General features: G+C 71.9%; 22 protein-coding genes and 2 pseudogenes. 11 read left to right on the forward strand and 13 right to left on the reverse strand.

Going from position 1 to position 25,597, the window contains the following annotated elements:
* Nucleotides 1-394: 394 nt before the first annotated feature.
* From HDC93_RS29875 to HDC93_RS29905, 7 genes are all read right to left on the reverse strand, one after another.
* A complete protein-coding gene (locus tag HDC93_RS29875; protein ID WP_185013956.1) occupies nt 395-1,684 on the reverse strand; it encodes a citrate synthase in 1,290 nt (429 codons plus the stop codon).
* A 179-nt stretch (nt 1,685-1,863) separates the two neighbouring features.
* Entirely contained in the window at nt 1,864-4,143 is a 2,280-nt protein-coding gene (locus HDC93_RS29880) for an ATP-dependent RecD-like DNA helicase (RefSeq protein WP_185013957.1), read from the reverse strand.
* A 328-nt stretch (nt 4,144-4,471) separates the two neighbouring features.
* Nucleotides 4,472-4,861 (reverse strand): D-ribose pyranase, encoded by a 390-nt coding sequence (rbsD, locus tag HDC93_RS29885; protein ID WP_185013958.1) that lies wholly within the window; start codon nt 4,859-4,861, stop codon nt 4,472-4,474.
* Nucleotides 4,858-5,760, reverse strand: coding sequence for a ribokinase (locus tag HDC93_RS29890; protein WP_185013959.1), 903 nt, complete (start codon nt 5,758-5,760; stop codon nt 4,858-4,860). The genes rbsD and HDC93_RS29890 overlap by 4 nt, the downstream gene beginning before the upstream one ends.
* Nucleotides 5,761-5,835: 75 nt before the next feature.
* Complete coding sequence (locus tag HDC93_RS29895) at nt 5,836-7,785, reverse strand: substrate-binding domain-containing protein (RefSeq protein WP_185013960.1); 1,950 nt, start codon at nt 7,783-7,785, stop codon at nt 5,836-5,838.
* Complete coding sequence (locus tag HDC93_RS29900) at nt 7,775-9,331, reverse strand: sugar ABC transporter ATP-binding protein (RefSeq protein WP_185013961.1); 1,557 nt, start codon at nt 9,329-9,331, stop codon at nt 7,775-7,777. Before HDC93_RS29900 ends, HDC93_RS29895 begins: the two co-directional genes overlap by 11 nt.
* Nucleotides 9,328-10,347 carry a LacI family DNA-binding transcriptional regulator gene (locus HDC93_RS29905; protein WP_185013962.1) on the reverse strand — a complete coding sequence of 340 codons (1,020 nt, stop codon included), beginning with the start codon at nt 10,345-10,347 and terminating at the stop codon, nt 9,328-9,330. Before HDC93_RS29905 ends, HDC93_RS29900 begins: the two co-directional genes overlap by 4 nt.
* A gap of 230 nt (nt 10,348-10,577) precedes the next feature.
* Here HDC93_RS29905 and HDC93_RS29910 point away from each other — a divergent pair, with 230 nt between their 5' ends.
* Together HDC93_RS29910 and HDC93_RS29915 are read left to right on the forward strand one after the other, a co-directional pair.
* Nucleotides 10,578-10,943, forward strand: coding sequence for a hypothetical protein (locus HDC93_RS29910; protein ID WP_185013963.1), 366 nt, complete (start codon nt 10,578-10,580; stop codon nt 10,941-10,943).
* An 87-nt stretch (nt 10,944-11,030) separates the two neighbouring features.
* Complete coding sequence (locus HDC93_RS29915) at nt 11,031-11,678, forward strand: dihydrofolate reductase family protein (RefSeq protein ID WP_185013964.1); 648 nt, start codon at nt 11,031-11,033, stop codon at nt 11,676-11,678.
* Between the two features lie 7 nt (nt 11,679-11,685).
* Here HDC93_RS29915 and HDC93_RS29920 read toward each other — a convergent pair whose 3' ends face one another.
* Nucleotides 11,686-12,486, reverse strand: coding sequence for an MBL fold metallo-hydrolase (locus tag HDC93_RS29920; RefSeq protein WP_185013965.1), 801 nt, complete (start codon nt 12,484-12,486; stop codon nt 11,686-11,688).
* 86 nt (nt 12,487-12,572) lie between these two features.
* Here HDC93_RS29920 and HDC93_RS29925 point away from each other — a divergent pair, with 86 nt between their 5' ends.
* Entirely contained in the window at nt 12,573-13,166 is a 594-nt protein-coding gene (locus HDC93_RS29925) for an ABATE domain-containing protein (RefSeq protein ID WP_185013966.1), read from the forward strand.
* 11 nt (nt 13,167-13,177) lie between these two features.
* Here the strand turns inward: HDC93_RS29925 and HDC93_RS29930 are convergent, their stop codons facing one another.
* On the reverse strand, nt 13,178-13,486 hold the full coding sequence (locus HDC93_RS29930) for a hypothetical protein (RefSeq protein ID WP_185013967.1): 309 nt from the start codon (nt 13,484-13,486) through the stop codon (nt 13,178-13,180).
* Nucleotides 13,487-13,768: 282 nt separating this feature from the next.
* On the opposite strand from HDC93_RS29930, the gene HDC93_RS29935 reads away from it, so the two are divergent.
* Nucleotides 13,769-13,969: a DUF397 domain-containing protein gene (locus HDC93_RS29935; RefSeq protein ID WP_185013968.1), complete on the forward strand. Its 201-nt coding sequence runs from the start codon at nt 13,769-13,771 to the stop codon at nt 13,967-13,969.
* Here the strand turns inward: HDC93_RS29935 and HDC93_RS29940 are convergent.
* Nucleotides 13,966-14,361 (reverse strand): MerR family transcriptional regulator, encoded by a 396-nt coding sequence (locus HDC93_RS29940; protein ID WP_185013969.1) that lies wholly within the window; start codon nt 14,359-14,361, stop codon nt 13,966-13,968. The two genes, HDC93_RS29935 and HDC93_RS29940, sit on opposite strands and share 4 nt — an antisense overlap.
* 50 nt (nt 14,362-14,411) lie before the next feature.
* Here HDC93_RS29940 and HDC93_RS29945 point away from each other — a divergent pair, with 50 nt between their 5' ends.
* Entirely contained in the window at nt 14,412-15,296 is an 885-nt protein-coding gene (locus HDC93_RS29945) for an NAD(P)-dependent oxidoreductase (protein WP_185013970.1), read from the forward strand.
* 135 nt (nt 15,297-15,431) lie between these two features.
* On the opposite strand, the gene HDC93_RS29950 is transcribed toward HDC93_RS29945, so the two are convergent.
* The 3 genes and pseudogenes from HDC93_RS29950 to HDC93_RS29960 all read right to left on the reverse strand — a co-directional run bounded on the left by HDC93_RS29950 (nt 15,432) and on the right by HDC93_RS29960 (nt 18,587).
* Nucleotides 15,432-16,235, reverse strand: a complete 804-nt coding sequence (locus tag HDC93_RS29950) for a sugar phosphate isomerase/epimerase (RefSeq protein WP_185013971.1) — start codon at nt 16,233-16,235, stop codon at nt 15,432-15,434.
* A gap of 44 nt (nt 16,236-16,279) precedes the next feature.
* Nucleotides 16,280-17,072: pseudogene (locus tag HDC93_RS38870) on the reverse strand (GNAT family N-acetyltransferase); the annotation flags it as partial.
* A 465-nt stretch (nt 17,073-17,537) separates the two neighbouring features.
* Nucleotides 17,538-18,587 carry a LacI family DNA-binding transcriptional regulator gene (locus tag HDC93_RS29960; RefSeq protein WP_185013972.1) on the reverse strand — a complete coding sequence of 350 codons (1,050 nt, stop codon included), beginning with the start codon at nt 18,585-18,587 and terminating at the stop codon, nt 17,538-17,540.
* A gap of 341 nt (nt 18,588-18,928) precedes the next feature.
* Here HDC93_RS29960 and HDC93_RS29965 point away from each other — a divergent pair, with 341 nt between their 5' ends.
* The 6 genes and pseudogenes from HDC93_RS29965 (at nt 18,929) to HDC93_RS29990 (ending at nt 25,581) form a co-directional block, all read left to right on the forward strand.
* Complete coding sequence (locus tag HDC93_RS29965) at nt 18,929-20,080, forward strand: Gfo/Idh/MocA family protein (RefSeq protein WP_185013973.1); 1,152 nt, start codon at nt 18,929-18,931, stop codon at nt 20,078-20,080.
* Nucleotides 20,077-21,228: a dihydrodipicolinate synthase family protein gene (locus HDC93_RS29970; protein ID WP_185013974.1), complete on the forward strand. Its 1,152-nt coding sequence runs from the start codon at nt 20,077-20,079 to the stop codon at nt 21,226-21,228. Before HDC93_RS29965 ends, HDC93_RS29970 begins: the two co-directional genes overlap by 4 nt.
* A gap of 32 nt (nt 21,229-21,260) precedes the next feature.
* Nucleotides 21,261-22,058: a sugar phosphate isomerase/epimerase gene (locus HDC93_RS29975; RefSeq protein ID WP_185014036.1), complete on the forward strand. Its 798-nt coding sequence runs from the start codon at nt 21,261-21,263 to the stop codon at nt 22,056-22,058.
* Nucleotides 22,059-22,289: 231 nt separating this feature from the next.
* Nucleotides 22,290-22,641 (forward strand): annotated as a pseudogene (locus HDC93_RS29980) (LysR substrate-binding domain-containing protein); the annotation flags it as partial.
* A gap of 328 nt (nt 22,642-22,969) precedes the next feature.
* On the forward strand, nt 22,970-24,802 hold the full coding sequence (locus tag HDC93_RS29985) for a glycoside hydrolase family 3 protein (protein WP_185013975.1): 1,833 nt from the start codon (nt 22,970-22,972) through the stop codon (nt 24,800-24,802).
* 113 nt (nt 24,803-24,915) lie between these two features.
* The gene (locus tag HDC93_RS29990; protein ID WP_185013976.1) at nt 24,916-25,581 is read left to right on the forward strand and encodes a hypothetical protein; all 666 of its coding nucleotides are present in this window, start codon (nt 24,916-24,918) and stop codon (nt 25,579-25,581) included.
* Nucleotides 25,582-25,597: the final 16 nt, after the last annotated feature.

Below are 25,597 nucleotides of genomic sequence, written 5' to 3' on the forward strand. Positions count from 1 at the left end.
CGGGGCACGTACGCCGGGAAGCTTTGAGCGGCCCTCCCGGGCGTGCGCTGTCCCGGCAGAGCGCACACCACAGCAGTACGACGAGTTTTGCTCGTTCCGCTCAACAGCGATTCAGGCGCTGTCCTCACAGACGCCCGGCCGGATCCCGTGGGGGGAATCCGTACCGGGACTGGGAAGGCGCCCTGGACGTCGGCCCGTGGGGGGACCGACGCCGGGGCGCCTTCTTCATTGCGTAAGAAATCACGTGAGGGATCATGCGGCGCACGTGAGGGATCACGCGAGACCGGCCGGTGATCCACGAACCACGCCAGGGATCACGCGAGAGCCCCCGCATCAGGATTCCGGATGCGGGGGCTCTGGCGGTACCGCGCCTCAGGGCTCCTGGGCGGCAGCCTCAGCGCTCCTCGACGGGCACGAAGTCGCGCTCGACCACGCCCGTGTAGATCTGGCGCGGGCGGCCGATGCGGGAGCCCGGCTCCTTGATCATCTCGTGCCACTGGGCGATCCAGCCCGGCAGCCGGCCGAGGGCGAACAGGACCGTGAACATCTCGGTCGGGAAGCCCATGGCCCGGTAGATCAGGCCGGTGTAGAAGTCGACGTTCGGGTAGAGGCTGCGCTGGACGAAGTAGTCGTCGGAGAGCGCGTGCTCCTCCAGCTTCAGCGCGATGTCCAGCAGCTCGTCGGACTTGCCGAGGGCGGACAGCACGTCGTGCGCGGCGGCCTTGATGATCTTGGCGCGCGGGTCGAAGTTCTTGTAGACCCGGTGGCCGAAGCCCATCAGGCGGACGCCGTCCTCCTTGTTCTTCACCTTGCGGATGAAGGAGTCGACGTCGCCGCCGGAGTCGCGGATGCCCTCCAGCATCTCCAGCACCGACTGGTTGGCGCCGCCGTGCAGCGGGCCCCACAGGGCGTTGATGCCGGCGGAGATCGAGGCGAACATGTTCGCCTGCGAGGAGCCGACCAGGCGGACCGTGGACGTCGAGCAGTTCTGCTCGTGGTCCGCGTGCAGGATCAGCAGCTTGTCGAGCGCGGAGACCACGGTCGGGTCGAGGTCGTACTCCTGCGCCGGGACCGAGAACGTCATGCGCAGGAAGTTCTCGACGTAGCCGAGGTCGTTGCGCGGGTAGACGAACGGGTGACCGATCGACTTCTTGTACGCGTACGCGGCGATCGTCGGGAGCTTGGCGAGCAGGCGGATCGTCGAGAGGTTGCGCTGGCGTTCGTCGAACGGGTTGTGGCTGTCCTGGTAGAACGTGGACAGCGCCGAGACGACCGAGGACAGCATGGCCATCGGGTGGGCGTCGCGCGGGAAGCCCTTGTAGAAGTTCTTGACGTCCTCGTGCAGCAGGGTGTGCTGCGTGATGTCGTTCTTGAACACCGAGAGCTCGTCGACGGTCGGCAGCTCGCCGTTGATCAGCAGGTAGGCGACCTCCAGGAAGGTGGAGCGCTCGGCCAGCTGCTCGATCGGGTAGCCGCGGTACCGCAGGATGCCCGCTTCGCCGTCCAGGTACGTGACGGCGGATTTGTACGCGGCCGTGTTGCCGTAACCGCTGTCCAGCGTCACCAGACCGGTCTGGGCGCGGAGCTTTCCGATGTCGAAGCCCTTGTCACCGACGGTGCTGTCGATCACCGGGTAGGTGTACTCGCCGTCGCCGTACCGCAGTACTACAGAGTTGTCGCTCACGTCTTCCCTCACCGACGTTGTGCCTCATCTTCGAGGTTGCCCTGACTGTCTCTACCATCCCCCACTTGGCTCAGGAGAGTGCACTCGGGGTCGACCATCGGGCCTATTGACGGCACTGAGTGCCGCCAACTTGCTCATCCTGCCCCCTGCGTTCCCCTTCTGGAAGTGTCTTGTGACCTTCACGACTCGTTTGATCGATCATTTTTCGTTGAACCGAGCCGGAAGTCGAGTGCCGTGCACCGCCGGCCCGCCGAAACCGTGCGCACCGCCTGGCCGATCGCCTTGCGCGAGCCGACGAGGACGACCAGCTGTTTGGCCCGGGTGACGGCCGTGTAGAGCAGGTTCCGCTGGAGCATCATCCAGGCGCTCGTGGTGACCGGGATGACGACCGCGGGGTACTCGCTGCCCTGAGAGCGGTGGATCGTCACGGCGTACGCGTGGGCAAGCTCGTCGAGCTCGTCGAACTCGTACGGCACCTCCTCGTCCTCGTCCGTGAGTACCGTCAGGCGCTGGTCGACGGGGTCGAGCGAGGTGACCACGCCGACGGTGCCGTTGAAGACCCCGTTCTCGCCCTTCTCGTAATTGTTGCGAATCTGGGTGACCTTGTCGCCGACGCGGAACACCCGTCCGCCGAATCTCTTCTCGGGCAGGTCGGGGCGGCCCGGGGTGACGGCCTGTTGCAGCAGGCCGTTGAGGGTGCCCGCGCCGGCCGGGCCGCGATGCATGGGGGCGAGGACCTGGACGTCCCGGCGCGGGTCCAGCCCGAACTTGGCCGGAATGCGACGGGCGGCCACGTCCACGGTGAGGCGTCCGACAGCCTCGGTGTCGTCCTCGACGAAGAGGAAGAAGTCCTTCATGCCGTCCGTGACCGGATGCTGTCCGGAGTTGATCCGGTGCGCGTTCGTGACCACACCGGACTGCTGGGCCTGCCGGAAGACCCGGGTGAGACGGACCGCGGGGATCGGGCCGCCGTCGGCCAGGAGGTCGCGGAGCACCTCCCCCGCGCCGACACTGGGCAGCTGGTCGACGTCCCCCACGAACAGCAGGTGCGCTCCCGGCGGGACGGCCTTCACCAGCTTGTTGGCGAGCAGCAGGTCCAGCATGGACGCCTCGTCGACCACGACCAGATCGGCGTCCAGCGGGCGGTCCCGGTCATAGGCCGCGTCGCCGCCGGGCTTGAGCTCCAGCAGGCGGTGGACGGTGGAGGCCTCGGCGCCGGTGAGCTCCGACAGGCGCTTGGCGGCCCGGCCCGTGGGGGCGGCGAGCACGACCTTCGCCTTCCTGGCGCGGGCCAGCTCCACGATCGAGCGGACCGTGAAGGACTTGCCGCAGCCCGGGCCGCCGGTGAGGACGGCGACCTTCTCGGTCAGCGCCAGCCTGACGGCGGCCTCCTGCTCCGGCGCGAGCTCGGTGCCGGTGCGCCCCTTCAGCCAGCCCAGCGCCTTGTCCCACGCCACGGTCCGGAAGCCCGGCATGCGGTCCTCGCCGGTGTGCAGGAGGCGCAGCAGCTGGGCGGAGAGGGAGAGTTCGGCGCGGTGGAAGGGGACGAGGTAGATCGCGGTGACGGGCTCGCCGCCGTCGGGGCCCGGCACCTTCTCGCGTACGACACCGGGGTCCTCGCCGTCCTCGGGGGGTTCGGCCAGCTCGGCCAGGCACTCGATGACCAGGCCCGTGTCGACCTGGAGGAGTTTGACCGCGTCCTTGATCAGCTGCTCCTCCGGGAGGAAGCAGTGGCCCTGGTCGGTGGACTGGGACAGCGCGTACTGCAGGCCCGCCTTGACGCGGTCCGGGCTGTCGTGCGGGATGCCGACGGACTGGGCGATCTTGTCGGCGGTGAGGAAGCCGATGCCCCAGACGTCGGAGGCGAGCCGGTAGGGCTGGTTCTTCACGACGGAGATGGAGGCGTCGCCGTACTTCTTGTAGATGCGCACGGCGATGGACGTGGACACCTCGACGGTCTGGAGGAAGAGCATGACCTCCTTGATGGCCTTCTGCTCCTCCCAGGCGTCGGCGATCTTCTTCGTCCGCTTGGGGCCGAGGCCGGGGACCTCGATGAGGCGCTTGGGCTCCTCCTCGATGATCCGGAGGGTGTCCATGCCGAAGTGCTGCGTGATGCGGTCGGCGAAGACCGGGCCGATGCCCTTGACCAGACCCGAGCCGAGGTAGCGGCGGATGCCCTGGACGGTGGCCGGCAGGACGGTCGTGTAGTTCTCGACGTGGAACTGCTTTCCGTACTGCGGGTGGGAGCCCCAGCGGCCCTCCATGCGCACGGACTCGCCGACTTGCGCGCCGAGCAGGGCACCGACGACCGTGAGCAGGTCGCCGCCGCCTCTGCCGGTGTCGACCCGGGCGACTGTGTAGCCGTTCTCCTCGTTGGCGTACGTGATGCGTTCGAGTACGCCTTCCAGCGTGGCCAGTCGCCGCTCGCCCGTCTGGGCGGCCCCCGCCTGATCGGTCATGATCCGACGGTACAGCCCGGGTACGACAGTGCGGCCGGGGCGGAACGCCGATGACCGGCGCATGAAGCGACCGATCAGTATGCCGGCCCGCGCTGACGACGACGCCCCGGAGGCTTTCAAAAATCCGGCAAGAATTTCTTACTTCGCCGTGCAACCCTTTCGGCCCCACCGCGGTCGTACTGGGCGTCAGGACTTCTGGAGGGGGATCTGGGGGGATCGCGGGGGACCTGACGGGAGGGGAAAGGCCGAGGGGGCCCGGTCGACGGACCGGGCCCCCTCGAAACCGTTCGGGCCTGTTCAGAGGCCGTTCGGGGCCTCTTCGAGGCCGTCAGAAGAAGACGCCGCACCGCATCAGGACGTTCGCGTACGGCCGTGCCTCGCCCGTGCGGACGACGAGCCGGGCACCCGCCGACAGCTCCTTGAGGCGCTCGTGCGACACCAGGTCCAGTCCGGGGAAGCGCCCCTCCAGCAGGGCCGACGCCTCCGGGTTGGCCTCCCGCACCTCCTGCGCCGCCGTCGCCCCCTCGACCACCAGCTCGGCCAGCAGCCCGTCCAGCACCTCGGCGAACGCCGGCACCCCGGCGCGGAAGGCCAGGTCCACCACCCGGGGGCCGTCGGGGATGGGCATGCCCGCGTCGCACACCAGCACCCCGTCGCCGTGGCCGAGTTCGGCCAGCGCACCGGCGAGGTGACGGTTCAGTATTCCGGTCCTCTTCACGGTGCGGCGACCTCCGCCGCCGTCGGGAAGGACGCCTGCGCGCCCTCCTTCGTCACGGTCGCGGCGCCCACCCGCGCCGCGTACGCCGCCGCCTGGGCGAGCGACGCGCCCGCGCCCAGCCGGTAGGCCAGCGCGGCGGTGAAGGAATCGCCCGCGCCCGTCGTGTCCACCGCGTCCACCGTCACGGCCGGCACCCGCGAGACCCCCTCCGCCGACGCCACCAGCGCGCCCTTTGCGCCCAGCGTCACCACCACCGACTTCGGGCCCTTGGCGAGGAGGATCCGCGCCCAGTCCTCGGGGGTGTCCCCGACGGCTGAGCCGCCCAGGATCACCTTGGCCTCGTGCTCGTTCACGATCAGCGGGTCGCAGGCCGCCAGCACCTCCTGCGGCAGGGGGCGCGGCGGGGAGGGGTTCAGCACGAAACGGCTTTCGGGCGACAGGCTCCGCACCGTCTCCACCACCGTCTCCAGCGGGATCTCCAGCTGCGCCGACACCACCCGCGAGCCCTGGAAGAGGCACCCGGCGGCGCTCACGTCCTGAGGGGTCAGGCGGCCGTTCGCGCCGGGCGAGACCACGATGCTGTTGTCCCCGCACGGGTCGACCGTGATCAGCGCGACGCCGGTCGGTGCGCCGCCCACCAGGACTCCCACCGTGTCGACGCCCGCCGCGCGCTGCGACTCCAGCAGCAGCCGGCCGTGCGCGTCGTCGCCGACCCGGGCCAGCAGCGCCGTACGGGCACCGAGCCGGGCGGCGGCGACCGCCTGGTTCGCGCCCTTGCCGCCCGGGTGGACGGCCAGGTCGGAGCCGAGCACGGTCTCGCCGGCGCCGGGCCGGCGCTCCACAGAGATCACCAGGTCGGCGTTGGCCGACCCCACGACCAGGAGGTCGTAGTCGTACATGAGTTGTCTCCCCACGTGAGTCACATGGGCGGGCGGTCACGCACACCGTGTGCGACCGCCCGCCGTTCCCCGATGTCAGCCGCTGAAGCCGGCCACGTTCTCCTTGGTGACCACCTTCACCGGCACCTTCACCGTCCCCTCGACCTTCTCGCCCTTCAGGGCCCGCAGGGCGTTGTCCACGGCGATCCTGCCGAGCTGGGACGGCTGCTGCGCCACGGACGCGTACAGCGTGCCGCCCTCGACGGCCTTCAGTCCGTCAGGCGTGCCGTCGAAGCCCACGACCGAGACCGACTTGCCGGCCTTGGAACCCAGCGCCTTGATCGCGCCGAGCGCCATCTCGTCGTTGGCGGCGATGACGCCCTGGACGTCCGGGTGGGCCTGGAGCAGGTTCGACATGACGTCGAGGCCCTTGGTGCGGTCGAAGTCGGCGGGCTGCTGGGCGACGACCTGGATGCCCGGGAAGGCCTTGAGGCCGTTCGCGAAGCCCTGCGCGCGCTCCCGGGCCGCGGACGTGCCGGCCTGGCCCTGGAGGATCACGATCTTGCCCTTGCCGCCCAGCTTGTCGGCGACGGTCTTGGCGGCGAGTTCACCGCCGGCGACGTTGTCGGAGGCGACCAGGGCGTCCACCGACGCCTTGTTGACGCCCCGGTCGACCGCGATGACCGGGATCTTCGCCTTGTCGGCGGCCTTGACGGAGTTGCTCGCCGCGTCGGAGTCCACGGGGTTGACGATGATCGCGCCGAGGCCGGAACTGGTGAAGTTCTGCAGCTGGTTGGCCTGCTGGGAGGCGTCGTTCTGGGCGTCGGTGACGGTCAGGTCCACGCCCCGCTTCTTCGCCTCGGCCTGGGCACCCGCCCGGATCTGCACGAAGAAGGGGTTGTTGAGGGTGGACAGCGACAGGCCCAGCTTCGGGGTGCTCGTGGCGGAGGAGCCGTTGTGCAGGAAGGACGTGGCGCCGACGATCGCGACGGTGACCACGGCCGCGAGCCCGTACGTCGCCGCCTGCTTGCCCTTGCCCCCTTGGGAGGCGCCGGACACCGGGGTCGCCCCCGCCTTGCGCCGAAGCGTGTCGAACAGCACCGCGAGCGCGATGACGACACCGATGACGACCTGCTGCCAGAACGCGGAGACGTTCAGCAGGTTGAGGCCGTTGCGCAGCACGGCCAGGATCAGGGCGCCGATGAGCGTGCCGGACGCCTTGCCGGTGCCGCCCGCGAGGGAGGCACCGCCGATGACGACGGCGGCGATCGCGTCCAGCTCGTAGCCGTCGGCGGCCTGGGGCTGCGCGGAGGAGAGCCGGGCGGCGAGGACGACACCGGCGACGGCGGCGAAGACGCCCGAGAAGGCGTAGATGGCGAGCTTCTGCTTCTTCACGCGCAGGCCGGACAGCCGCGCGGCCTCCTCGTTGCCGCCGATCGCGTACATGGAGCGGCCGATGTAGGTCCGGCCGAGTACGAAGGCCGCGATCAGACCCATGACGATCATCACCAGGACCGGCACCGGCAGCCAGCCGCCGAGCGTGTCGCCGAGGTGGGAGACCGAGTCGGGGAAGGCGATCGGGGAGCCCTCGGAGATCACCAGGGACAGGCCGCGGGCCACGGACAGCATGGCCAGCGTGGCGATGAACGGCGGGAGCTTGCCGTAGGAGATCAGGATGCCGTTGACCAGGCCGCAGACGATGCCCGTCGCTATGGCGAGCAGGACGGCGAGGAGGACCGGGACGCCCGCGGAGGTGGCGCTCCAGGCGAGGACCGTGGCGGACAGCGCTGCGACCGAGCCGACCGACAGGTCGATGCCCGCGGAGACGATCACGAAGGTCACGCCGAAGGCGAGGATGGCCGTCACGGCCGCCTGCACACCGACGTTGAGGAGGTTGTCCGTCGTCAGGAAGTCGCCCGACAGCGCCGACATCGCGATGACGAGGACGATGAGCGCGGTGAGCGCGCCGTTGTCGAGCAGGAGGCGGCGCAGGCCTCCCGAGGCGCCACCCGCGCCCGTTGTGCTCTTGAGCGTGTCAGTGGCCACGGGAGGCCTCCGTTCCGTTCGTGGTCGTCGTCGTGGTCGTTGTCGTGCTCGAAGTCGTGGGGGTGCTGACGGCGAGTGCCATCACGGCGTCCTGGGTCGCCTCGTCGGCGGAGAGCTCACCGGCGATCCGGCCCTGCGCCATCACCAGCACCCGGTCGCTCATGCCGAGCACCTCGGGCAGGTCGCTGGAGACCATCAGGACGGCCGCTCCGGCGGCGGTGAGTTCGTTGACGAGCTGGTAGATCTCGACCTTGGCGCCGACGTCGATGCCGCGCGTCGGCTCATCGAGGATCAGCACCTTGGTGTCGGCGAGCAGCCACTTGCCGATGACGACCTTCTGCTGGTTGCCGCCGGAGAGGGTGCGCACGTGCTGGCCGAGCCCGGCCATCCGCACGCCGAGCTGCTCCGCGATCCGCTCGGCGGACTCGCGCCGGCCCTTGAGGTCGACGAGCCCGCCGCGCGTGGCCGACCGCAGCGTCACCAGGCCCAGGTTCTCCTCGACCGAGGCGTCCAGCACCAGGCCCTGGCCCTTGCGGTCCTCGGGCACGAGTCCGATGCCCGCGGTCATCGCCGCGTTGACGTCGGACTTGGCGATCGGGGCGCCGGAGACCTTCACGGTGCCCTTGTCGTACCCGTCGGCCCCGAAGACCGCCCGCACGACCTCGGTCCGGCCCGCGCCGACCAGCCCGGCGATGCCGACGACCTCACCGGCGTGCACCTCGAAGCCGACGTCGTGGAAGACACCGTCGCGCGTGAGGCCCTCGACGGACAGCAACGCGGCGCCGCGGTCGGCGCGTTCACGCGGGTACTGCTGCTCGATGGCGCGGCCGACCATGAGCCGGACGAGCTCGTTTTCGGGGGTGGAGGCGGGGACCTGCCCGACGCTCTTCCCATCCCGGATGACGGTCACCCGGTCGCCGAGGGCGGCGATCTCCTCCAGGTGGTGGGTGATGAAGACGATCCCGACGCCGTCCTCGCGCAGCGTGCGCACGATCGCGAAGAGCTTGTCGACCTCCTCGGAGGTGAGCACGGCGGTCGGCTCGTCCATGATCAGCACGCGGGCGTCCAGGCTGAGCGCCTTGGCGATCTCGACCATCTGCAGGCGTGCGATGCCGAGGTCGCGGACCCGCGCGCGGGGCGAGACGTTCACGCCGACCCGCCGCAGCAGGACCTCGGCGCCGGCCTCCATCTTCTTCCGGTCGATCATCCCGAACCGGCGTGGCTGGCGCCCGAGGAAGATGTTCTCGGCGACCGTCAGATCGGGTACCAGGTTGAACTCCTGGTAGATCGTGGCGATCCCGAGCCGCTCGGAGTCCTGCGCCCCCTGGATGCGCGTCTCCTCGCCGCCGACCAGGATCCGCCCGGCGTCGGGGGTGTAGGCGCCGGAGAGCATCTTGATGAGGGTGCTCTTGCCGGCACCGTTCTCACCGAGCAGCACATGCACCTCGCCCCGGCGCAGGTCGAAGTCGACGCCGTCCAGCGCGACCACGCCCGGGAAGGTCTTCCGTATGCCCTCGATGCGCAGCAACTCGTCCGCGTTGCTCACGTCGTGCTCCTTTGCACTGGGGTGGGGTGTTCGCCGCACGAGCGGCGTACGACGAGCCGGGCGGGGAGCGTGACGGACTCGCCGGGCCGCCCCTCGATGCGGTCGACCAGGGCCCGTACGGCGGCCCGGCCCAGCTCGCCCGTGGGCTGGGCGATCGCGGTGATGGGCGGATCGGTGTGCACGAACCACCGGATGTCGTCGAAGGCGGCCAGCGCGAGGTCGTCCGGTACGCGCAGACCACGCGCGCGTAAGGCGTCCAGGGCGCCGAGCGCCATCAGGTTGTCGGCCGCGAAGACGACCTCGGGCGGGTCGGCCAGGTCGAGGAAGCCCTCGGTGACCAGCCGGCCGCTCTCGGCCTGGAAGTCGCCCTGCCCTGTGTAGGCGTCGGGCAGTTCGAGCCCGTACGCGCCGAGCGCCTCCCGGAATGCCTCCACGCGCTCGCGGCCGGTCGTGGTCGCCGCCGGGCCCGCGATGATGGCGAGCCTGCGGTGTCCCAGCCGGTGCAGATGCGCCACGAGGTCCCGCACGGCGCTCCGCCCGTCCGCCCGCACCACCGGCACGTCCACGCCCGGGATCCACCGGTCCACGAACACCATCGGCGTCCCGGCCCGCGCGGCGTCCAGCATCAGCGGCGAGCCGCCGTCCGTCGGGGAGACGAGCAGCCCGTCGATACGCCGGTCCAGCAGGGTGCGTACGTGGTGGTCCTGGAGGTCCGGCCGCTCGTCGGCGTTGCCGATGATGACGCTGTAGCCGAGCGCGCGGGCCTCCTCCTCGACGGAGCGGGCCAGCTCGGTGAAGTACGGGTTCATCACGTCGCTGATGACCAGGCCGAGGGTGTGGGTCTGGTCGGTGCGCAGGGAGCGGGCGACGGCGTTCGGGCGGTAGCCCAGGGTCTCGACGGCGGCCAGCACGCGGGTGCGTGCGTCGGCGCTGACCGACGGGTGGTCGTTCAGGACGCGCGAGACCGTGGCGACGGAGACGCCGGCCTCGGCAGCGACGTCCTTGATGCTGGCCACCGCCGCTCCACCTCCTTGTGGATCAGTCGTGGGAGCACCGGGTGAGTGCTCGTGGAATCGATTACATCGACGGGAGCATGGAATCGATTCCACACAGCGGAAGCAAGCCCCCGGCGGTACCTCTTGACCGGATCGTGATGTCGCGGGGCGCGGCCCGGCGGGCCAGGCTGGAGGTACGGGGGTTACCTGACGGGCGTTCGAGGCCCTGGCGGGCCGGAGCGGAGGAAACCATGACGGCGGCGACCCGGAACGACGTACCCGTGGCCCTCGAAGGCGACGGAGTGGAACTGCGCATGATGCCGATCGGCGGCGGCATGTCGGTCGGCTACATCACGCTGCCCCAGGGCACGGACATGGGCCCGGCCCTCAAGGGCCTGCCCGACGACGCCTGCCAGTGCCCGCACTGGGGCTACCTGCTCAAGGGCCGGATCATGATGCGCACGGCCACGGGCGAGGAGGAGTACGAGGCGGGGCAGGCGTACTACTGGGGCCCCGGCCATGTGCCGGTGGCGCTGGAGGACAGCGAGCTGGTGGAGTTCTCGCCGAGTGAGGACTTCCAGCAGGTGATCGACCACGTGGTGGCGCAGGCCGGGTGACGCCGGAGCCCTTGGGTCGCCGGGCGGGCGCCGATGAGTTTTGCCGGTCCGGGCGGTCTCTGTTGCGTCGACCTCAGGAGGAGCGCCGTGACACAGCTGCTGCGCGTGCAGAATTTCAACGTCTCGAGTGACGGGTTCGGGGCCGGTGAGGGCCAGAGCCTTGAGAGGCCGTTCGGCCACGCCGACCCCGGCACGATGTTCGCCTGGGCCGGGGCCACGGCCAGCTGGCCCAACCGCACCGACCCGGGCGGGAGCCGCGGCCTCGACGACTACTTGGTGCGCGACTTCCACCACGGCATCGGCGCCGAGATCATGGGCCGCAACAAGTTCAGCCCGCAGCGCGGCCCGTGGGAGAACCACGAGTGGCAGGGCTGGTGGGGTGACGAACCTCCTTTCCACACGCCGGTGTTCGTGATGACCCACCACGAGCGTCCCTCGTTCACCCTCTCCGACACGACGTTCCACTTCGTCGGCGGGGATCCGGCCGAGGTCCTCGCCCAGGCGCGCAAGGCGGCCGGGGGCAAGGACGTACGGCTCGGCGGCGGGGCGGCGACCATCCGGCAGTTCCTGGACGCCGACCTGGTGGACACGCTGCACGTGGCGGTCTCGCCCGGCGTGGTGCTCGGGTCCGGCTCACGGCTGTGGGAGTCGCCCGAGGAACTGCTCGACCGCTTCCACCGCGACGTCGTACCGAGCCCGAGCGGGGTGATCCATCACCTCTTCTGGCGCAAGTGACGCCAGGTCAGGCGCCCTTGCCCCAGTCCAGCCGGTCGGTGAGTCCGGCGGCGGTGAAAGCGGCCTCCAGCGCGTCGCCGCCTTCGGTGAAGTGGGACCAGCTGTCGTAGTGGACGGGGACGACGCGGCGGGCCTCGAGGATCCGGGCGGCCTCGGCGGCCATGGCGCTGTCCAGGACGACGACCCGGTTGTCGAAGAGGACGGGGAAGCGGGGCGCGCCCGCGAAGAGCACGGCGGTGTCGACGGGCGCGAAGCGGCCGGCGATCTCACGGACCGCGTCCAGTGAGGCGTTGTCGCCGCTGACGTAGACGGTGGGCAGGCCCTCGCCGGTCAGGACGAAGCCGACGACCTGGCCGGTGAACGGCTCGACCTGCTTGCGGGGACCGGGGCCGTGCACGGCCGGGACCCCGGTCACGGTGACCGTGCCGCCGCCGGGCCGGTCCACTTCGACGGACTCCCAGTCGGCCAGGCCCCTGACCTTGTCGCCCAGGCTCTCACGCAGGCGCTCGCCGCCGCCGGGCGTGGTCAGCGTCAGCGGTATGCCGGCGAGCAGGGCCCGGCCGGAGGTGTCCAGGTTGTCGGCGTGCTCGTCGTGGGAGAGCAGGACCACGTCGATGCGGCCGAGGTCGGCGGGGCTGCTCGCGGCGGGCGCGGTCTTGGTCAGGACCGGGCCCCCGGGCCGGGCGTAGTCGCCGGGCGCGTCGAAGGTCGGGTCGGTCAGGAAGCGCAGGCCGCCGTACTCGAACAGGGCGGTCGGGCCGCCGAGGACGCGGATGGGGAAGTCGGTCGCCACGGATACAGAAGACATGCAGCACCTCACGGATAGACGTAATCGAACCGTGAGAAGACCGTAGCCGCTCCTCACGGATACAGGCAAGCCGTACCATGAGAAGCATGGAGGAGTCCTTGACCGAACAGCCCGCCCCGCCGCCCGCCCAGGGCGAGGAGGAGCACTCCTCCCTGGCCCTCGCCAACACCGCGATCGCCCTGCCCGGCGGGCGCACGTTCGACCTCCTGGGCACGCCCGCGCAGGCGAACCACTGGCTGGCCCAGCGAGACCTCGCCCCGGTCGACGCCGGCATGCGGGAGATGTGCGCGGCCCAGCTGCGGTCCCTGCGCGAACAGATCAGGTCCCTGTTCGCCGCCCGCGTCGACGGCGTACCCGCCCTGCCCGCCGCGGTGGCGGCCGTCAACGACGCGATGACCAGGGTTCCGACGGCCCCACTGCTGCGGTGGGACGACAGGACCGGCCCCTACCGGACCGCCCCCCACCCCACCACCGCGATCGTCGACCTCGCGCTGGCGACCCTCGCCGCCGACGCCGCCGACCTGCTCACCTCCCCCGAGGCCGAGCGCCTGACCGCCTGCGGCTCCCCGCCCTGCAGCCGCTACCTGCTCCGCCACGGCCGCCGCCAGTGGTGTTCCACCCGCTGTGGCGACCGCGCCCGCGCAGCCCGGGCGTACGCCCGCCGCACCGAGCAGCGCTGACACCGTCTCGGTCAGCGCCGGGGCGGACGGGCGAGCCGCGCCCCTCTGCTCTCCGCGACCCCCGTGACGTCCCGTAGCGACTCGCTGAGCCGCAGGGCCAGGTAGTGCAGCTCCGCGCCGGTCACGCGGCGTTCCGTGAGGAGTTCGGCGGCGTGCCCGAGCAGCTGGTCCGCCATGTCGATCTGCACGTCCTCGATCTCGTCGGCGAGCCGTGAGACATGGCCGGTTCCGTCCCCCACGAGGTAGCACGGCTTTCCGTCGACGCCGGTCCACGGCAACAGCCGCCCGGCCACCGCGCGGTCGCGTTCTCCGCCGGTCATGCACCCGCCTCCGCCATCAGGTAGGGGCGCACCAGTCGGTTGTCCTCTCCCCGGAGCGGACGCGCGTCGGGACGGCAGCAGGCCACCGGGCATGCGTACGGGCTCGGGGAGGGTGCCGCCGATCGCCGTCGCCTGCCCCGGGGAGGGAAAAGGATGCGGAGGAACGGTTCCAGGAGCCGGGCGATGAGGTCTGCCAGACCGCCTACGCTCTGGCTCTGAGCGACGCGTTGTCGCGGCAGGAATCACTGGCCCTCGTCAGATCGGCAGCGGAGGATCACGCGCATGATCAGCAGTGAGTACACCGGGTGGTTCAAGTCCAGTTACAGCGGCGGTAGTCAAGCCGAGTGCCTCGAAGTCGCCCCCGGCCGCCCCGACGTCCCCGTGCGGGACAGCAAGGCCACCCACATCCCCGCCCTGCTCTTCTCGCACCGCGGCTGGACCGCGTTCGTCGCCGCCGTCAAGGACGGGCACATAGAGGCCTAGGAGGACAGCGCGAGGCCGAGCGGCGGGTAGTTCTCGCCGCCGACGCGTTCGGCCGCCTCGATGTAGTCGGCGAGGGCGTCACGGGACTGCGCGAGGCTCGCCAGCTGGTCGTCCAGCCGCCGCAGCCGTGACCGCATCGCGGCCAGCAACTCGGGACACCCGACCAGCGTCGGGGCCTCCCCCGTCGCACAGGGCAGCAGATAGGCGATGTCCTCCGAGGACAGGCCGGCCCCGAGCAGGTGGCGGATCTGTTTCACGCGCAGCAGGGCGCTCTCGTCGTACTCGCGGTAGCCGTTCGCCCCGCGGGCCGGTTCCAGCAGGCCCTGGGCCTCGTAGTAGCGGAGCTGATGGGCGTGGACACCCGTCCGTCGGCTCAGTTCCCCGATCCGCATCGACAGCCTCTCTTGACCTTCACACCGGTATCAACGTTGACGATGCTGCCATGGACGACAACACCGGAACACCCGTGACTGTCCTCGGACTTGGCCTGATGGGTCAGGCGCTCGCCGGGGCGTTCCTGAAGGCAGGACACCCCACGACCGTGTGGAACCGTACGGCCGGCAAGGCCGACCGGCTGGTGGCCGAGGGGGCGCGACCGGCGCCGACCGTCGGCGACGCGATCGAGCCCGGTTCCCTGACGGTCATCTGTGTCACCGACTACCGAGCCGTGCGCGAGACACTCGGCGCGGCCGATGTGAAGCTGGACGGCACGACCCTGATCAACCTGACCTCGGGCGACTCGGGCCAGGCCCGGGAGACGGCCCGGTGGGCCGCAGCGCGAGGCGCCCGCTACCTGGACGGCGCCGTCATGGCCGTCCCGTCGACCATCGGCACCCCTGACGCGGTGATCCTGCAGAGCGGGGCGCGCGCGGACTTCGACGCGCACGAGCCGGCACTCGGCGCGCTCGGCACCGTCACCTACCTCGGTGCGGACCACCGTCTGGCGTCGCTGTACGACGTGGCCGGCCTGGCCATGATGTGGAGCGTGCTGAACGCCTGGCTCCAGGGCACGGCCCTCCTCCGGACGGCCGGCGTCGACGCGGCGGCGTACGCGCCCTTCGCGCGGCAGATCGCCGCCGGTGTCGCCGAATGGCTGCCGGGGTACGCCGAGCAGATCGACAGGGGTTCGTTCCCCGCCGAGGTCTCGGCGCTGGAGACCGACCTGCGGGCGATGGCGCATCTGATCGAGGAGAGCGAGGCGGCGGGGATCAATGCCGAGTTGCCCAGGCTGCTCAAGGCGATGGCCGATCGTGCGGTCGCCGCCGGGCACGGCAGGGAGCAGTATCCGGTGCTGATCGAGGAGTTCGGCAAGCCCGGCGCCCGCTGACCGACGCCTTCGGCCGGAGTGCGACATCACCCCTGACCGGCACGGGTGCCGTCGAGGCCATGCTGCTCGGCGAGTGCGTCGCCCTGCTCGCGGTCCTGGCCCTGGGGGCCGCCCGGGCCGCCGAGGGCTGACGCGTCACGCCGACTCGTTCAGCAGCCTGCTCAGGTGCTCACGTCCGGACTCCAGGAGGTCGGGCAGCGGCGCGGCCTCCTGGTACCAGCGCTTCTCGTACTCCCAGCAGAGCCAGCCGTCCCAGTTGTGGCGGGAGAGGACCTCGACGCATTCGGCCAGGGGGAGCACGCCCGCACCGAGCGGCAGGGGGGTGGTGTCCTCGACGGAGGCGATGTCCTTGACCTGGACGTAGCCGAGGTGGGGGGAGAGGGCAGCGTAGGTCTCGGAGGGCTGTTCGCCGCCGAGCCAGGTGTGCATCACGTCCCAGAGGGCGCCGACCTGGCGGTGCCCGACGAGGCCGAGGATCCGCATCGCGTCGGCGGCGGTGCGGTGCGAGTCGTGGGTTTCGAGGAGGATGCGTACGCCGAGGTCATTGGCGTGTTCGGCAGCCGTGCCCAGGCGGCGGGCGGCCGTCGCGTCGGCCTCCTCGGGAGTCTGGACGTCGAGGTCGCCGCCGGGGAAGACCCGGATGTACGGGGCGCCGAGGTCGCGGGCCAGGTCCAGGAGGGCGCGGATCTCGGCCAGGACGGGCTCGTCGTCGCCCGGCGCGGCGACCTGTGCGTAGCCCGCCAGACCCAGGAGCTCTACGCCCGCTCCCTTGAACTCGGCCGCGACGTCCGCCCGTTCGGCGGGGCCGAGGCCGGTGTGGACCGGTTCCTCGGGATGGGTGCGCAGCTCCACGCCGTGATAACCGTGGGCGGTCGCGAGCCGCAGGACGTCGGGCAGGGGCAGGCCGGGGACACCGAGGGTGGAGAACGCCAGCTTCATGTGGACGGACCCTACCCGGCGCCTCCCCCCATGACTCCTCTTGGTCACTCGGGTGTTGCGTGAAGATCCAGTCGCCAGTCCTGGCCCGTCAGGTCCTGGCCGAAGGAATGGTGCGGTTGCTCCGCGACCAGGACGAAACCGCGGCGCCGGTAGATGCGGCGGGCCGCTCCGAGGATGCCGTTGGTCCACAGGACGACCTCGCGGTAGCCGGCCTCGCGGGCGAAGTCGACGAGCGCCCCGACCAGGCGGTCGCCGATGCGGAGGCCGCGCGCGTGCCGGCTCGACGAGCAGGAGCCGCAGGCGGGCTGCGCCGGGCGTGTCGTCCCGGACGCACATCACGCACCCCACCGGCCGGCCGTCCAGCTCGGCGATCCAGGTCCGCTCCAGGTTCGGGTCGTGGTCCTCGCCGTAGTCGGCGACGATCCTCGCCACCAGTGCCTCGTAGTCGGCGTCGAAGCCGTACTCGGCGGCGTAGAGCACGGCGTTGCGCTGCACGATCCAGCCGAGGTCGCCGGGGGCGGGCTCGCGCAGGACGACGTCCTCGGGGCGTGGGGCGCCGCGGTCGCCGTCGCCAGGGCCACCACCGTCGCCGTCGCCGTCGCCGTCGCCAGGGCCACCACCGTCACCGTCACCGTCACCAGGGCCACCACCACCGTCGCCGTCGCCGTCGCCGTCGCCCAGGATCGTCCGGACGGTCCGCATGGCCTCCGCCAGCCGCGGGCGGTCCTTGTCCGGGACCGTGTCCAGCATCGCCCCGACCGTCTCCCGCGCCCGCTCGTCGAGCAGCGCGGCGGCCTCCCGTCCGGGTGCGGTGAGCGTGATGCGTCGGCGGCGCGGCCTATCCCAACGGGCTGCAGAAGAACGTCTTCGACGTCGTCCGCTGACGCCCCCCGCCCGGACGAGGCTCGCGCACTCGCCCTGCCTACGCGTTCCCAGGCGGGGCACGCGCCGGAGGTGCCTGCCCGGCGGGCTTGCCCGGAAGTGGCTGCCCGGCGGGGCCTGCCCGGAAGTGGCTGCCCAGCGGGCCTGCCCGGAACGGGCTACCCGGCGGGGCCTGCCCGGAAGTGGCTGCCCAGTGGAGCCTGCCCGGAGCGGGCTGCCCGGCGGGGCCTGCCCGGAGGTGACTGCCCAGCGGGGCCTGCCCGGAACGGGCTACCCGGCGGGGCCTGCCCGGAAGTGGCTGCCCAGTGGAGCCTGCCCGGAGCGGGCTGCCCGGCGGGCGTCGGGCGGATGAGGGCCGAGGCCGTTCACGCCGAAGCGAGCCCCCGGCATCAACCCCCCGAGCCCCCAAGCCGCAGCGGCTCAAGAAGTCCGCGGCACCCCGGAGGACCCGCGCACCATCAACTCCCCCCGCACCGAGGCGATCCCCCCGGGCGGTGCATCCTCGCGTCCCATCGCGATCCGGCCGGCCCGCGCCCCGGCCTCCGCCAGCGGCAGCCGTACCGTCGTCAGCGACGGCACCGCGTCGATGCTGAACGGCAGGTCGTCGAAGCCCGCCACCGACACGTCCTCCGGGATCCGCAGGCCGGAGTCGCGCAGGGCGGCGCACGCCCCCAGCGCGACGGAGTCGTTCGCCGCGACGACCGCCGTCAGCGACGGGTCACGGCGCAGCAGTTCCAGCGTCGCCTCGTAGCCGGACCGCCGGTCGTAGCGCCCGTGCACCGTCCACCGGGGGTCCTCCTCGATCCCGTGCGCGGCCAGCGCGGCCCGGTGCCCTTCCAGCCGGTGGCGCGTGGTCGTGCGCTCCTCGGGGCCCCCGATGTAGCCGAGCCGCCGGTGCCCGAGGCCGATGAGGTGTTCGGTCAGCTCCTGTCCGCCGCCGCGGTTGTCGAAGGTCAGCGCGATCGCCCCGGTCTCCGGCGCCGGCGGGCGTCCGCACAGCACGACCCGTGTCCCGGCCTCCGCCAGCTTCCGCACCTTCGCGTCCATGGCCGCCTGGTGCGCCGCGTCCTCGATCGCCCCGCCGGTCAGCACCACGGCCGCGGCCCGCTGCCGCTGCAGCAGCGTGAGATACGTCAGCTCCCGCTCCGGGGAGCCGCCCGTGTTGCAGACCACCGCGAGCCGCTCCCCGCCCGCCCGGCCGCCCGGTCCGCCGATCTCGGCCTGGATCGCGCTCGCCATGATCCCGAAGAACGGGTCGGCGATGTCGTTCACCAGGATCCCGACCAGGTCGGAGGTGGCGGCGGCCAGGGCGCTGGCCGGCCCGTTGAGCACGTAGTCCAGCTCGTCCACGGCCTTCAGCACCCGCTCCCGGGTGGACGCGGCCACGGGGTAGTTCCCGTTCAGCACGCGCGACACCGTCGCGGGCGAGACCTGCGCGCGGGCCGCCACGTCCGCCAGGGTCACCGTCATCTCGTCGTCCTCCGGTCGCGCATCTCGTTGCTCGTCTCCGCCCTCGTACACACCTGGACCACGGGCCATGGTTCCGAACGGAACAGCAGGTCGACCGCCTTGGTCCCGACGGACCCATGGCCAAGGTTCCGTGCAGACCCTAAGCCCCCGGCCCCGGGTTGTTCGCCCCCTCGAACAACTCGTCCTGGTCACGGTCTTGTCCGGACCGCGGTTCAGAGGCTAGCTTCTTCGTACATAGAAAGCGCTTGCTGCAACGCTCACCAGTCCACAGGCGCCCCCAGGGGCCGCCTGTGAAGGGCGGGGCGTACGCGGCGCGACGACCGCGTACGAAAGGGACCGACGTGACACGCAAGACGGTGCGTATCGCCATGAACGGCGTGACCGGGCGCATGGGCTACCGCCAGCACCTGGTCCGCTCCATCCTCGCCCTGCGCGAGCAGGGCGGCCTCGACCTCGGTGACGGCACCGTGCTGTGGCCCGAGCCGATCCTGGTCGGCCGCCGGGAGCACGCGCTGAAGGCGATGGCCGAGCAGCACGGGCTGGAGCACGTCTCGACGGACGTGGACGCGGTCCTCGCCGACGAGACGGTCGACATCTACTTCGACGCGCAGGTCACCTCCGCCCGCGAGGAGGCGCTGAAGAAGGCCATCGCGGCCGGCAAGCACATCTACACCGAGAAGCCGACCGCCACCGGCCTCGACGGCGCCCTGGACCTCGCCCGGCGGGCGAACGCGGCCGGCATCAAGCACGGCGTCGTCCAGGACAAGCTCTTCCTCCCGGGCCTGCTGAAGCTGAAGCGCCTGATCGACGGCGGCTTCTTCGGCCGGATCCTCTCCGTGCGCGGCGAGTTCGGCTACTGGGTCTTCGAGGGCGACTGGCAGACCGCCCAGCGCCCCTCCTGGAACTACCGGTCCGAGGACGGCGGCGGCATCGTCGTCGACATGTTCCCGCACTGGGAGTACGTGCTGCACGAGCTGTTCGGCCGGGTGAAGTCCGTCCAGGCGCTCACCGCCACGCACATCCCGCAGCGCTGGGACGAGAACGACAAGCCCTACGACGCGACCGCCGACGACGCCGCCTACGGCGTCTTCGAGCTGGAGGGCGGCACGATCGCCCAGATCAACTCCTCCTGGGCCGTCCGCGTCAACCGCGACGAGCTGGTGGAGTTCCAGGTGGACGGCACCGAGGGCTCCGCGGTCGCGGGTCTGCGCAACTGCCGCGTCCAGCACCGCAGCGCCACCCCCAAGCCGGTCTGGAACCCGGACATCCCCGCCACGGAGGTCTTCCGCGACCAGTGGCAGGAGGTGCCGGACAACACCGAGTTCGACAACGGCTTCAAGGCCCAGTGGGAGCTGTTCCTGCGGCACGTCTACGCCGACGCCCCCTACCACTGGGACCTGCTGGCCGGTGCCCGCGGTGTCCAGCTCGCCGAGCTGGGCCTCAAGTCCTCGGCCGAGGGCCGCCGTCTCGACGTACCGGAGATCACGCTGTGACGATCCGACTCCCCGGCGCCGACGGGGCGTTGCGGACCTACGAGCCCCGCACCGAGCCCCTGGCCGTGCCCCCCGGCACGCCCTTCACCTCCCGCACCGTCTTCTCGGCGGCGCACGTCGTCGCGGACCCGTTCGCCGACGTCTCCCCCGACTCGCCCGCCGCGGTCGACTGGGACGCCACCCTCGCCTTCCGCCGCCACCTGTGGTCGCACGGGCTGGGGGTCGCCGAGGCCATGGACACCGCCCAGCGCGGCATGGGCCTGGACTGGGCGGGCGCGGCGGAGCTGATCCGCCGGTCGGCGGCCGAGGCCACGTCGGTCGGCGGGCGCATCGCCTGCGGTGTGGGCACCGACCAGATCGCCTCCGGTTCGCTCGCGGAGGTCCGCGCTGCCTACGAGGAGCAGCTCGCCCTCGTCGAGGAGTCCGGCGCGCAGGCCATCCTGATGGCGTCCCGGGCGCTCGCGGCGGCGGCCTCCTCCCCCGAGGACTACCTGGAGGTCTACGGCCATCTGCTGCGCCAGGCGGCCGAGCCGGTGGTCCTGCACTGGCTGGGCCCGATGTTCGACCCGGCCCTCGAGGGCTACTGGGGGTCGGCCGACCTGGACGCGGCGACGGACACGTTCCTGGAGGTCATCGCCGCCCACCCCGACAAGGTCGACGGCATCAAGGTCTCCCTGCTGGACGCCCGGCGCGAGGTCGACATCCGCCGCCGGCTCCCCAAGGGCGTGCGCTGCTACACGGGCGACGACTTCAACTACCCCGAGCTGATCGCGGGCGACGAGCAGAACTTCAGCCACGCGCTGCTCGGCATCTTCGACCCGCTGGGCCCGCTGGCGGCTCAGGCGGTCCGGGCCCTGGACACCGGCGATGTGCAGGGCTTCCGCGATCTGCTGGACCCCACGGTCGGGCTCTCCCGGCACCTGTTCCAGACCCCGACCCGCTTCTACAAGACGGGCGTGGTCTTCCTGGCCTGGCTGGCCGGCCACCAGTCGCACTTCACGATGGTCGGCGGCCTGCAGTCGGCCCGCTCGCTGCCGCACTTCGCGACGGCGTACGAACTGGCCGACGGGCTGGGGCTGTTCCCCGACCCGAAGCTGGCGGAAGAGCGGATGAAGACACTGCTGAGCGTGTACGGGGTGAACCAGTGAGCGGATCCCTGGAACGCTTCTCCATCAACCAGATGACCGTGAAGCAGCTGTCGCTCCCGGAACTGGTGGACGGTTGCGCCCGCTTGCGCATCCGCAACGTGGGGCTCTGGCGCGAGCCGGTGCGGGCGCACGGCCTGGAGGCCACCGCCAAGCTGGTCCGGGACGCGGGGCTGACGGTGACGACGCTGTGCCGGGGCGGCTTCTTCACGGCCGTCGATCCGCGGGAGCGGGCGGAGGCCCTGGCCGACAACCGCCGCGCGATCGACGAGGCTGCGGCGCTGGGCACGGACACGCTGGTCCTGGTCTCGGGCGGGCTGCCCGCGGGTTCGAAGGACCTGCACGGCGCCCGGGAGCGCATCGCGGACGCCCTCGCGGAACTCGGCCCGTACGCGGAGCGGCACGGCGTCCGTCTGGCGATCGAGCCGCTGCACCCCATGTACGCCTCGGACCGCTGTGTGGTGTCGACGCTGGCCCAGGCCCTGGACATCGCCGAACGCTTCCCGGCGCAGCAGGTCGGCGTCACGGTCGACACGTACCACATCTGGTGGGACGACACCGCGCCCGCGCAGATCGCCCGGGCGGGCGCGGGCGGCCGTATCCACACCTTCCAGCTCGCCGACTGGACGACGCCCCTCCCGGAGGGCGTCCTCACCGGCCGCGGTCAGATCGGCGACGGGTCGATCGACATGCGGGAGTGGCAGGATCACGTGGAGGCGGCCGGTTACACCGGCGCCATCGAGGTGGAGCTGTTCAACGACGTCCTATGGGCACGGGACGGCCAGGAGGTCCTGGCCGAGACGGCGCGGAGGTTCACCGAGCACACCCGCTGACCGGGCCGCTGCCCCGCCCCGCCGGCCAGGGGGCGGGGCAGCGGCGTGTCCGGGCCGTGGGCCCCGCCCGACCACGGCCGGCACCGGCGTCGGCGGCGCCCCGCCGCTCCGGATGCACCCGTCCCTGGGCGCGACACGCTTTTCCCAAGGACTCGGCCGGTCGTACCGCTCTGGCTTCCCCTCGCCCTGATTCGGAGAGCAGCCATGGCTGACTTCCTCGTCAACACCACCAAGGAGCTCGGCGGCGAGCGGTGGATCTGCCAGCCGCCGGGGCGGGTCTGCCACGACTGGCTGCTGCGGACGCTGCGCACGGCCGGGCACGAGCCGGACATCGTCCACCAGGCCGACGAGAACCCCACCCTCGTGGCCCTGGTCGCGGCCGGGCTCGGGGGGGGGCGCTCATCCCGCGGCTGGGACGCGGGCCGCTGCCCGCCGGGGTGGTGGAGGTGCCGCTCGATCCGATGCCGGTGCGCCGGCTGTACGCGCTGTGGCGGACGGGGCGGCGCGGCGTCCGGCCATCGCGGAATGCGTCCGGGTGCTCGGCGAGCAGTGGCCGAGGGTGGCGGCTCACCCGCCCCGTTGAGCCCCTGGTTCCTCCCGCGTACCGACTTGCGGAAATCCGGGCCGAGTCGGGAACCCGGGCCGGACCGGGCCCGTCCAATCGCAGGCCGCCGGAGAGTCACCACGGTGCGGTGTCGGCCCTCGCCACTGGCTGCGATCGCTGACCACCCTCTCCGCCGTACCGCGGCAGGCGGCCCCACCGCCATCGGCGCGCCCCCCTCCAACCGCGCCGGTGGCGGCCCCTGTGCGGTTGCTGCGCGCTCCCTTGACTGGCAGAAACTTCCATAATGGTGACCTCTTGGAAGTTTCCTTCAGTGGATCCGAGCGGATCACCTCCGGAAGGGGCGCACGTGCACGACACCGGCACGGGAAGCACGGGAAACACCGCACAGCCCTCCAGACGCACCGTCCTCGCCACCACGGCCGGCGTCACCGCCGCCCTCGCGGCCGCCGGGCCCGCGCACGCCGCCGCCCCGGACGACAGCCGGCTGCGCGCCCTCGTCTCCCGCATGACGCTGGAGGAGAAGGTCGGCCAGCTCTTCGTGATGCGGGTCTACGGCCATTCCGCCACCGCACCCGACCAGGCCGACATCGACGCCAACCTCAAGGAGATCGGGGTCCGCACGGCCGCCGAGCTGCTCGCGAAGTACCGGGTCGGCGGCATCATCTACTTCGCCTGGGCGCACAACACCCGCGAGCCGCACCAGATCGCCGACCTCTCCAACGGCATCCAGAAGGCCTCCCTGCGGCTGCCGCGCGGGCTGCCCGTGCTCATCTCCACCGACCAGGAGCACGGGATCGTCGCCCGGGTGGGCAAGCCCGCGACGCTGTTCCCCGGGGCGATGGCCGTCGGGGCGGGCGGGTCGCGGTCCGACGCCCGGACGCTCGGCCGGATCGCGGGCGCCGAGCTGCGGGCGATGGGCATCCGGCAGGACTACTCCCCCGTGGCCGACGTGAACGTCAACCCGGCCAACCCGGTCATCGGCGTACGGTCCTTCGGCGCCGACCCACGGGCGGTGTCCCGGCTGGTGGCCGCCGAGGTCGCCGGGTACCAGGGGTCCGGGGTCGCCGCGACCGCCAAGCACTTCCCCGGGCACGGGGACACCAACGTCGACAGCCACACCGGCTTCCCCACCATCACGCACAGCCGGGAGCTGTGGGAGAAGCTGGACGCACCGCCGTTCCGGGCCGCGATCGCCGCGGGCATCGACTCGATCATGACCGCGCATCTGATGGTCCCGGCCCTCGACGACTCCGGCGACCCGGCCACCCTCTCCCGCCCGATCCTCACCGGCATCCTGCGCGAACGCCTCGGCTACGACGGGGTCGTGGTCACCGACTCCCTCGGCATGGAGGGTGTGCGCAGCAAGTACGGGGACGCCCGGGTGCCGGTGCTCGCCCTGAAGGCGGGCGTGGACCAGCTGCTCAACCCGCCCGATCTCGACCTCGCCTGGAACGCCGTCCTGACCGCCGTGCGCGAGGGCGAGCTCACCGAGGCACGGCTCGACGAATCGATCCTGCGGGTGCTGCGGCTGAAGTCCAGGCTGGGGCTGTTCCGTTCGCCGTACGTCGGTCAGGGCGGGGTCGACCGCACGGTCGGGACCCGGGCACATCTGGCGGCGGCCGACCGGATCGCCGAGCGGACGACCACGCTGCTCGTCAACGAGGGGCGGCTGCTGCCGCTGTCGCGCCGCCGGTACCCCAAGGTGCTGGTCGTCGGGGCGGACCCGGCGTCGCCGTCCGGTACGACGGGACCGCCCACGGGCGTGCTCGCGGGCGCGCTGAACGAACTGGGCTTCACCGCCACGGCCCTGTCGACCGGCACGGCCCCTTCGGCGGCGACGATCGCCAAGGCGGTCGCGGCGGCGCGGGACGCGGACGCGGTGGTGGCCGCCACGTACAACGTCACTGCGGGCAGCGGCCAGAAGGCGCTGGTGGAGCAGCTCGTGGCGACCGGCAGGCCGGTCGTGGCGGTGGCGATCCGCAACCCCTACGACGTGGCCCAGCTGCCGACCGCGCCGGCCTGTCTGGCCGCCTACTCCTGGACCGACGTCGAACTGCGGTCCGCCGCACGGGTGATCGCCGGGCGGGTGAAGCCACGCGGGAAACTGCCGGTGCCGGTGCAGCGGGCGGATGATCCGGAGCAGGTGCTGTACCCCGTCGGCTACGGGCTGTCGTACTAGACGTACGCCACAGCCCGGGCGCACCACCCCCAACGTGCGCAAACCGCCCCGTGTGCCTGGCGTGCGCCCGCTACGGCGGGTCACGCTGGGCGAGCACACTCGGGGGGACGGCGATGCGTGAGCGAAGTGGTGTGGGGGTGGTCCGCGGGGTTCTGGTCCTGCTCGGCGTGTTGCTGACCGGCTGCCAGAGTCCGGCGGGCGGTGTGGCGGAGGACGGTGGGCTGGGCGAGCGGACGACCGGGAGGACCGGGGAGACCGCCACGGTGTCGCCGGCACCGACCCGGCCGTCCGGGTACGGGGCGGTGTTCCTCGCGGTCGGCGAGTGCAGTTCCTTCGGCACGACCAGCTTCACCGAGGTGCCGTGCACCGGTGAGCGGGCGGCGGCCCGGGTCGCAGCACGGCACGACGGCACGGTGCGGGACGGGCCGCGCTGCCCGTCGACCACCGACTTCGTGCTGCACATCAGCGAGCAGCGGCCCGCGTCCGACGAGGACGGCGACGGGACGGTCCCGCAGGGCTACGCCTGCATGCGCAACCTCCAGCCGCCGCACCCCGGTGACCCGGGCGGCGGGGGCGGGCCCCGCACGATCGTCGGCGACTGCGTCTACGGCTCCGGCGACGGGCAGGTCCGCGAGACCGCCTGCGACGGCACGGGCCGGCGCGAGCCGCAGTACAAGGTGGTCCGAGCGGTCACCGAACGCGCCGACTGCCCCTCCCCGACCGCCCTGTACGTCCGGCTGGGCGGGAAGCGGCCCGTGGGGTGCGCCCGGCCGCTGTGACACGGCCGGGCGCACC

Source organism: Streptomyces sp. AK010, assembly GCF_014207295.1.
Taxonomy (GTDB): domain Bacteria; phylum Actinomycetota; class Actinomycetes; order Streptomycetales; family Streptomycetaceae; genus Streptomyces; species Streptomyces massasporeus.